This window comes from Pseudomonas sp. P4_C3 (assembly GCF_056402075.1).
Map to the genome: position 1 here is coordinate 1 of NZ_JBFUIC010000229.1, position 7,146 is coordinate 7,146.

Consider the following 7,146-nt stretch of genomic DNA (forward strand, 5'->3'; position numbering starts at 1 on the left):
ACGTGTGCCGGATCCCCTGATGGCAGCCTTCGGCAAGGCCATCCACGCGTTCGACCTGGTGCTGAGCCCCGAGCGCAAACTGTCGCGCGAGGACATCACGGTCGTGCTGGAAAACCTCGACAAACAGGGTTATCACCTGCAAATGCCGCCTGCCGAAGACGAGTACATCGAGCACTTGCCGGAAGAATTGTTGCGTCGCAACGATCCGGTGTGAGCGGCAGACAGGCTCTGTTCAGAGTGGTTATGAAACACTGATTGATTTTTGCGATGGCAGCATCGACGGAGCACCACTCTGTCGGCGGCCGTCTGTACCGTTTTTGAAAGGTTTGAAGCATGCGCGTCCTGATTGCTGAACACGACCACCCCGTGTACGCCCAACTGTTACGCGAGGCGGCACCGGACCTGGAGGTGCTGACCAGCGGTGATTCCGCCGAACTGGCCAGCCAGGCCGCCGATTGTCCGGTGTGGCTCGGCCAGCCAGATTTGCTGGCGACCCTGTTACGACAGGGCCATCAACCGCAATGGCTGCAATCGACCTGGGCCGGGATCACGCCGCTGCTGGCCGATGGCTTGCCGCGGCACTATCGGCTGACCCGTGCCGTCGGCATCTTCGGACAGGTCATGGCCGAGTATGTGCTCACGTATATGCTCGGTCACGAACGTGAAGTGCTGGCGCGACTGGTCAGCCAGGTCGAGCGCAAGTGGGACAGCCGCCATGGCCAGAACCTGGCGGGGCGCAAGGTGTTGATCGTCGGCACGGGTGATATCGGTCAAAGTGTCGCGCAGTTCCTCGTGCCGTTCGGCGTCGAGTTGTATGGCGTTGCCAGCAGCGCGCGGGAACAGGCGCCGTTTATCGAAGTCGGATCAATGGCGGATTTGCCGCGGCTGGTCGGTGAAGTCGATTACGTGGTCAATCTTTTGCCGAACACGCCGGACACCCACGATATCTACGACGCGACGCTGTTCAAGCAATTCAAGCCGACCGGGTTGTTCATCAACGCCGGGCGCGGTGTGGCGGTGGTCGATGCGGATCTGGTGGATGCCTTGAAGGAAGGGCATCTGGCGGGTGCGGTGATCGACGTGTGCCGTCAGGAGCCGTTACCCCAGCGTCATCCATTCTGGACAGCCTGGGGCCTGCTGCTGACCGGCCACAGCTCGGCACCGACTTCGCCTTCGATGATGGTGAAGCTGTTTGTCGAGAACCTGCGGGCGTATCAGGCGGGAGAGGCGTTGCGCGGGGAAGTGGATTTCGATCGCGGGTATTGAGGCGCAGCGAAAAAAGATCGCAGCCTGCGGCAGCTCCTACAGGATTATGTGAACTCCTGTAGGAGCTGCCGCAGGCTGCGATCTTTTGCTGTTAGAGGGTGAAATCACCTTCAGCCGCCAACTCGCTCAATGGACGACGCGGGCTGGGTTCTTCACGGGCTTGCAGGTAATCCGCCAGGCTTGCCTTGTCCCCAAGCTTGCCCACCGCGACGGCGGCGTGCAGGGCGTAGCCTTCAGAAATGTTCAGCTCCTTGCGGGTCAGTTCCTGGTCGAAACCGGCCATGCCGTGGGTGTGCCAACCGCTCAGGCTCGCTTGCAAGGCCAGGTGACCCCAGGCGGAACCGGTGTCGAAGGTGTGCCACAGGGCCGGGGTTTCTTCGGTGGCGCCAGGCACGGCGAAGGTGGTTTTCGAGATCACGATCACCAGGGCCGAAGCATGTTGCGCCCAGCTGCGGTTGAATTCGTTCAGCAGGCCCAGGTAGCGCTCCCAGTTCGGCGTGTCGCGACGTGCGTATAGGAAGCGCCAGGGTTGCGAGTTGTAGGCCGAGGGTGCCCAGCGGGCGGCTTCGAAGAAGCTCAGCAGGGTTTCCTCTGGAATCGTTTCGCCAGTGAAGGCGCGGGGCGACCAGCGATCGGTGAACTGAGGGTGAATGGCGTAATCGGCAACGCGTGGGTTGGCACTCATCAAGAGATTCCTTGCTACGTTTGAAAGTGGGAGCGACGCAAAACCCTACTTGGCAGCGCAAAATCTGACAAGCCCGTTCTACCGACAGTCGCCAATGCTTGGCCCGCGGGCTTTCGGGCACTAGACTGGCTGCCTTTTCACCACCTGATGTCGATGCTCGAACCATGGCCGCCAAAGTAGAACCGTTCTGGATACGCAAAACCCTTGATCAACTCGATCGGGAGGAATGGGAGTCGCTGTGCGACGGCTGTGGATTGTGCTGCCTGCAAAAGCTTGAAGACGAAGACGACAACAGCGTTTATTACACGCGCATCGCCTGCAAATTGCTGGACCTGAAAACCTGCCAGTGCACGGACTATCCCAACCGTCGTGACTCTGTGCCGGACTGTATCCAGCTCACGCCGGGCAAGGCCGACGAATTCAAATGGCTGCCGCCGACCTGTGGCTATCGCCTGGTCAGCGAAGGCAAGGACCTTCCGTTGTGGCATCACCTGGTGTGCGGTGATCGCGATGCTGTGCATCACGAGCGGATTTCCCAGTCCRGGCGCATGCTCGCCGAAGGCAGCGTGCTGGAAGATGATTGGGAAGATCACCTGATTTTCCGCGCGGGCTGACGGCCGAACGTATAACGTTTCACGAAGGAGTGTGTATGGCTGTGGGATGGCGGCAGGCGTGGGTCGTTGGACTACTGGTCGTGAATTCACCCGTATGGGCAGCGAACAAAGTCAATCTGGATTATCACGTACACCTGTTGCCCCAGAGCGATCAGGCCGAAGTGCGCCTGACGCTCGCCCAGGGTTCGGCGGTGCGCAGCCTGGATTTCGACCTCGGCGACGGCAGCCACTACAGCGATTTCAAGGCCGACGGCCAATGGCAACTGACCCCTGGCAAAGCGGCGCGCGGTATCTGGCGTCCGACTGCCGACAAGGCCAGCCTGATTTACCGTGTGAATATCAGCCACGGGCGCAAGAGCGGCAGCTTCGACGCGCGCATGACGCCAAACTGGGCGTTGATGCGCGGCGACGATCTGGTGCCGGCTGCCAGACTCGATCAACAGGATGGCATCGAACTGGTTTCACGCCTTGAATTCGAGCTGCCCGGTGACTGGAAAAGCGTTGAAACCGCGTGGCCACGGATTGGCCAGAACAAATTCCGTATCGATAATCCTTCCCGACTGTTCGACCGGCCCACGGGCTGGATGCTCGCCGGCCAGCTTGGCAGCCGCCGTACTCGTCTGGGCGAGACCGAAGTCACCGTCACCTCGCCGCTGGGGCAGGGTATGCGCCGTATGGATGTACTGACCTTGCTGAGCTTCGTCTGGCCGCAAGTGCAGGCGCTGTACCCGCGACACCCTGGCAAACTGCTGATCGTCGGGGCCAATGATCCGATGTRGCGTGGCAGCCAGTCGGCGCACGAGTCGATCTATCTGAACAGTCACCTGCCGTTGGTCAGCGAGAGCGGCTCCAGTGCGCTGGTCCGTGAGTTGGCCCAGATGTTCGGGCGGATCAACGGCACCCAGCGCAGTGACTGGATCAGCGAAGGCTTTGCCGAGTATTACGCCATCGAACTGATGCGCCGGGCCGGCGGCATGAGCGATGAACGCTACGAGAGCGTGCACGGCAGACTGGTCAAGAGCAGCCAGAAAGTCACCACGCTGCGCGGTGAACAGATCAGCCCGGCGCAGGTGACCAGGGCAGTGGTGTTGCTGCAGGAACTGGATCGCGAGATTCGCCTGAAAACCCACAACAAGCGGTCGCTGGACGACGTGTTGCGCGGGGCGATGCAGCTGGGGAATATCGATACCCAGGCGTTTGTTCAGCTCAGCGAGGGCGTGATCGGTGGCTCTTCAAAGGTACTGAGTACCGAGTTGATTCAGTGAGTCCGTCATCGCGAGCAAGCTCGCTCCCACAGTGATTGGGGGGTGAACACAAATGTTGTGAACGCCACATAACCCTGTGGGAGCGAGCTTGCTCGCGATAGGGCCATCAGCCCCGCCGGACGATCCGGATCAAACCCCGGCTTTCGGCGACTTCAACGAATCATTGCGGGTAACGGTCGCCGCCTCGGCATTGGCCTTCAACTGGCTCAGTTCTTCACCCGCCCGCTGGATTTTCGCCCGCACGTTGTTCATGTCCTGACGGCTTTTCTCCAGCAGGCTTTTCGCCGAACTGTGGCCGGTAATGCCGCGCGCCAGGGCCACGCCGCCGATGGCCACCTGGATCAGGCCAAAGATCCCGCCACGCCGCAGGCCCTTGCCCACCATCACCACGCCGCCGGCCAGGGAGCCGATGCGTTCCCAGCCCTGCACGTTTTGCTCGGAGGGGCTCTGGAACGGGGTGGATTCGATACGCTCGACGCGTTTGAGTTCGCTCATGGTCTGTCTCCAGGCTTGGGTGATCGATAGTCAAGCTGACAGCCAGGGCGGGCAGCTCGTTCAATCGGATGTGCGGCGATTAGCGGAATTTTGGCCCGGAGCGGGTATTGAGCCCCTTGGACATGCGGTCGTAGAGCACGACGTTGACCGTGGCGGCCAGGTTCATGCAACCGGTGGTCGGAATGTAGACCACGTCTTCGCACCAGTCGCGAATCTCTTTATCCAGCGATCCGTCTTCCGGGCCGAAGATGTAGAGCGCGCGATCCGGGTGGGTGTATTCCGGCAACGGGCGAGCGCCCTCGACCAGTTCCACGGCGACCGGCACACAGTTGAGCGGCAGGATTTTCTTCAGGTCGTCGATGCCGATCAGTGGGATATCGTAGTGCACGCGCTTGGTATCGGTGACGAAGTCGGCGGCGCGCTCATAGCGCTTGCCGGTGTAGAACACCGACGCCACGCCATAACAGCCAGCGGCGCGCATCACCGAACCGACGTTCTCCGGTGATTTGGGGTTATACAAACCAATGCAGCTGTACCGTTTGTCTGCCACGAGCGGGGTGCCTTTCGGGAAAAAAGCGCGATTATACGGGGATTGGACGGCAGCGGTCAGTTCGGAGATTGGCGGTGTCAGGACTATTGCAATCGCGAGCAAGCTCGCTCCCACAGTTGACCGAGGTGTCCTGACGGACGCAGAACAATGTGGGAGCGAGCTTGCTCCGGGCGGCGTTCCGACGATGAGGCCAGTTCAGGCACTGAAGATTTTTAATCTTCCTTTTTCATCAACCCGGCCAACGCCGCAAACGGGTTGTGCGTGGCCTTGGCGATTTTCGGCGTGCTGAGGGAGCCTTCGTCGAAATACTGCTGGTCGGTATAACGCGAGTGTTCGTTATCGTGGCAGTACAGGCACAACAACTCCCAGTTCGAGCCGTCCTGCGGGTTGTTGTCGTGGTTGTGGTCGCGGTGGTGCACCGTCAGTTCGCTCAGGCGCTTGCCGGAGAATTCACGGGCGCAGCGGCCACAGACGTGCGGGTACATCTTCAGGGCCTTGTCGCGGTAGCCCATTTCCTTGTCGCGCTGGTTGTCGGCGAGGATGCGATCCAGCTTCGAAGTGTTGGTCGGGGTGGACGAACTCATGGGTTCACCTTTGTAAAATGACTAATGACGGTATTAAGCGAAGTTTAGCTCAGCCCTTGAGCTTCTCGGCAATCCAGATGGTGTGGCGGGTGCCCTTGTTGCCATGGGCGAAGACCTGCACTTCCTCGGCCTTGAAACCGGCTTTCTTCAGTTTGTCGGAAAATTGCCGGTCAGCGCTGGCCGACCAGACGGCCAGCACACCTTTTGGTCTCAGGGCCTTGGCGCAGGCACTGAGGCCACCGGCGGAGTACAGCCAGCTGTTGGCTTTCTGGGTCAGGCCTTCGGGGCCGTTGTCGACGTCGAGCATGATCGCATCGAAACCCTGGGGTTCGGCTTGCAGGACTTTGGCCACGTCTTCCATGCGAATCACCGTCCGCGGGTCGAGCAGCGGATTGCCAGCCTTCTCGCCCAGCGGTCCACGATTCCACTCAACGACACCGGGAACCAGTTCGGCGACCACCACTTCGGCAGTCTTGCCCAAGTGCTTGAGCGCCGAAGCGAGGGTGAAGCCCATGCCCAGGCCGCCGATGAGCACCCGTGAATTCGGTCGACCGGCGACTTTGCGACACGGGATTTCGGCCAGAGCATCTTCGGAGCCATGCATGCGCGTATTCATCAATTGCCCGCCATCGCCCCCCTGGATCTTGATGACAAAATCCTCGCCGTATTCGAACAGGCACAGGGCACCGCCGTTTTCAGGAATGGGGGTGGTGTCCAGCAGAACGAAACGTTTCATGGGGCTCACTTGAAGAAAATTGGCAGAACACGGGAGGGCAAACAGACGCAGTTGGGAGTAGCCTGTTTATGACGACAAGGTCAACGGAGCCATTGATGAAGCGCACCATTCTAACGGTCATTGCCCTGGCCGCGCTCTCGATAACTGCAGTGCAGGCTCAACAGCTGCAATCGATTCCCGTCAGCCCCGCGCCGATGCCCGGTTCGCCCGGCACCGCGACGCCCACGCCATACCCGCAAATCAGCCCGGCGCCTTTGCCTAAAGTCGGCCCCGGCAGTAGCGGTCCGCCGTTGGTGCCGATTGAAATGCCGAGCCCGCCGACCAAGGACCAGCCGATACCGGATCTTGCGCCCAATCCGCCGAAAGCCAAATCGCCGGGCGGCTAGACCTGCTGTGAAAGCAGTTGGCCGTCGGCCATGCGCAGGCGTTTGGACAGGGAAACGGCGAGGGCGCGGATGATCTTGGCGGCGATTTTCGGTGCGTCGTTGAGCATCTTTTCCAGCGAGTCCTTGCCCAGGTTGAGCAACTGGCAGTTGCTTGCGGCCACGCAACTGGCCGAGCGCCGTTCGCCGTCGAGCACGGCCATTTCGCCGAACGAGCGGCCGCTGCGCAACGTGGTGATGGTGACGCGTTGCCCGCCGGCGGTGGTTTTCTGCACTGCCACCTGACCGGTGTGGATGATGCACATGAAGCTGCCGGCATCGCCCTCCTGGAAGATCTCCTCGCCCTGGGCAATGGTGCTGATACTGAAGTAGCCCGAAGCCGCGACGAAGTCCGCCGGCAGTAGTTGATTGAACAGGCCGCAATCCATCAGCCAGTCGCGAATTTCGTTGTTCAGAAAGGTTGGTTCTGACATGTCGTGCGGTCTTTTTTGTTGTCTGGTTCGGTTCCGGATATGAATTCACCGCACACCCTGTAGGAGCTGCCGCAGGCTCGGGCCGCGTTCGGACG

Annotated in this window: 11 protein-coding genes; 5 read left to right on the forward strand and 6 right to left on the reverse strand. The window is 60.7% G+C overall.

Going from position 1 to position 7,146, the window contains the following annotated elements; genetic code table 11:
- A partial coding sequence (locus AC1DVH_RS23825) for a YcgL domain-containing protein (protein ID WP_477755892.1) occupies nt 1-214 on the forward strand: 214 nt, incomplete at its 5' end.
- 119 nt (nt 215-333) lie between these two features.
- The gene (locus AC1DVH_RS23830) at nt 334-1,266 is read left to right on the forward strand and encodes a D-2-hydroxyacid dehydrogenase (RefSeq protein WP_477755893.1); all 933 of its coding nucleotides are present in this window, start codon (nt 334-336) and stop codon (nt 1,264-1,266) included.
- A 91-nt stretch (nt 1,267-1,357) separates the two neighbouring features.
- On the opposite strand, the gene AC1DVH_RS23835 is transcribed toward AC1DVH_RS23830, so the two are convergent.
- Nucleotides 1,358-1,951, reverse strand: coding sequence for a nitroreductase family protein (locus AC1DVH_RS23835; RefSeq protein WP_477755894.1), 594 nt, complete (start codon nt 1,949-1,951; stop codon nt 1,358-1,360).
- Between the two features lie 164 nt (nt 1,952-2,115).
- Here AC1DVH_RS23835 and AC1DVH_RS23840 point away from each other — a divergent pair, with 164 nt between their 5' ends.
- Both AC1DVH_RS23840 and AC1DVH_RS23845 read left to right on the forward strand, forming a co-directional pair.
- Nucleotides 2,116-2,565: a YcgN family cysteine cluster protein gene (locus AC1DVH_RS23840; protein WP_477755895.1), complete on the forward strand. Its 450-nt coding sequence runs from the start codon at nt 2,116-2,118 to the stop codon at nt 2,563-2,565.
- 35 nt (nt 2,566-2,600) lie between these two features.
- A complete protein-coding gene (locus AC1DVH_RS23845; RefSeq protein ID WP_477755896.1) occupies nt 2,601-3,830 on the forward strand; it encodes a hypothetical protein in 1,230 nt (409 codons plus the stop codon).
- 129 nt (nt 3,831-3,959) lie between these two features.
- On the opposite strand, the gene AC1DVH_RS23850 is transcribed toward AC1DVH_RS23845, so the two are convergent.
- The 4 genes from AC1DVH_RS23850 to AC1DVH_RS23865 all read right to left on the reverse strand — a co-directional run bounded on the left by AC1DVH_RS23850 (nt 3,960) and on the right by AC1DVH_RS23865 (nt 6,195).
- On the reverse strand, nt 3,960-4,325 hold the full coding sequence (locus AC1DVH_RS23850; protein ID WP_477755897.1) for a YgaP family membrane protein: 366 nt from the start codon (nt 4,323-4,325) through the stop codon (nt 3,960-3,962).
- A 79-nt stretch (nt 4,326-4,404) separates the two neighbouring features.
- Nucleotides 4,405-4,875, reverse strand: a complete 471-nt coding sequence (locus tag AC1DVH_RS23855; protein ID WP_007993783.1) for an RNA methyltransferase — start codon at nt 4,873-4,875, stop codon at nt 4,405-4,407.
- Between the two features lie 212 nt (nt 4,876-5,087).
- Entirely contained in the window at nt 5,088-5,459 is a 372-nt protein-coding gene (locus AC1DVH_RS23860; protein WP_007898702.1) for a YajD family HNH nuclease, read from the reverse strand.
- A gap of 49 nt (nt 5,460-5,508) precedes the next feature.
- Entirely contained in the window at nt 5,509-6,195 is a 687-nt protein-coding gene (locus AC1DVH_RS23865; RefSeq protein ID WP_007898703.1) for a spermidine synthase, read from the reverse strand.
- A 95-nt stretch (nt 6,196-6,290) separates the two neighbouring features.
- Here AC1DVH_RS23865 and AC1DVH_RS23870 point away from each other — a divergent pair, with 95 nt between their 5' ends.
- On the forward strand, nt 6,291-6,581 hold the full coding sequence (locus AC1DVH_RS23870; RefSeq protein ID WP_477755898.1) for a hypothetical protein: 291 nt from the start codon (nt 6,291-6,293) through the stop codon (nt 6,579-6,581).
- Here AC1DVH_RS23870 and AC1DVH_RS23875 read toward each other — a convergent pair.
- The gene (locus AC1DVH_RS23875; protein WP_477755899.1) at nt 6,578-7,051 is read right to left on the reverse strand and encodes a cyclic nucleotide-binding domain-containing protein; all 474 of its coding nucleotides are present in this window, start codon (nt 7,049-7,051) and stop codon (nt 6,578-6,580) included. The genes AC1DVH_RS23870 and AC1DVH_RS23875 overlap by 4 nt on opposite strands.
- Nucleotides 7,052-7,146: the final 95 nt, after the last annotated feature.

Bases quoted from the DNA above. Each gene is read 5' to 3' on its own strand.
- AC1DVH_RS23830 (WP_477755893.1), top strand. From the start codon at position 334: ATGCGCGTCCTGATTGCTGAACACGACCACCCCGTGTACGCCCAACTG.
- AC1DVH_RS23835 (WP_477755894.1), bottom strand. From the start codon at position 1,951: ATGAGTGCCAACCCACGCGTTGCCGATTACGCCATTCACCCTCAGTTC.
- AC1DVH_RS23850 (WP_477755897.1), bottom strand. From the start codon at position 4,325: ATGAGCGAACTCAAACGCGTCGAGCGTATCGAATCCACCCCGTTCCAG.
- AC1DVH_RS23860 (WP_007898702.1), bottom strand. From the start codon at position 5,459: ATGAGTTCGTCCACCCCGACCAACACTTCGAAGCTGGATCGCATCCTC.
- AC1DVH_RS23865 (WP_007898703.1), bottom strand. From the start codon at position 6,195: ATGAAACGTTTCGTTCTGCTGGACACCACCCCCATTCCTGAAAACGGC.
- AC1DVH_RS23870 (WP_477755898.1), top strand. From the start codon at position 6,291: ATGAAGCGCACCATTCTAACGGTCATTGCCCTGGCCGCGCTCTCGATA.
- AC1DVH_RS23875 (WP_477755899.1), bottom strand. From the start codon at position 7,051: ATGTCAGAACCAACCTTTCTGAACAACGAAATTCGCGACTGGCTGATG.